Below are 655 nucleotides of genomic sequence, written 5' to 3'. Positions count from 1 at the left end.
AACCACATCCATCCCCACCGACCTCACCAAAACACCCCCAGAACACCCCACCAACACAACCAACAGCACCACCCCACACCGCCAAACCAACACCACCAACCCGAGCCCAACCAAACTCCCGAACAAACACCTGGACGACGAAGACCAACGCCTGCACTCAGACAACCCAACCAAACCCAACAACAAAACAAACAACGCCCCCACACAGACAAAACCCAACAAAACAAAAAAAACCACCAAAAAACACCCTACCAAACACACCAAAACCAAACCAACAACCTCCCCCAAAACCACACACAACCCACCCAAACACCCCAACACAAAACACAAAACAAACCCACACCACCCCACCAAACCACCCCCCACCAAAAACCCCACCAACACCACAAACCCCCAAACCCCACACAACAAAAACAAAACCCACACCAAACCCACCCACCACCCCAACAACACCAAAACACCCCCCCACACCCCCAACAACCCCCCCAAACAAAACCCCCCACACCACAACACCAGAACGAACCACCAACAAACCCGCCCCAACACAACCAACCGACAACAAAGGCACAGCCGCCATTTTCTCCGGAACCTGTCCATCTAACACACCCGGTACACGGCCGGCCAATACAGCCAGACTGTTGCGGATTTTCTCATT

1 pseudogene is annotated in these 655 nt (G+C 53.3%); it reads left to right on the top strand.

What is annotated here, in order from left to right:
* Window positions 1-601: pseudogene (locus ACTHUM_RS17155) on the top strand (hypothetical protein); the annotation flags it as partial.
* Window positions 602-655 lie beyond the last annotated feature (54 nt).

The organism is Neisseria sp. P0021.S006 (genome assembly GCF_051956895.1).
The sequence above is the reverse complement of the archived record's forward strand: the minus strand, read 5'-3'. Positions and strand labels throughout refer to the sequence as shown.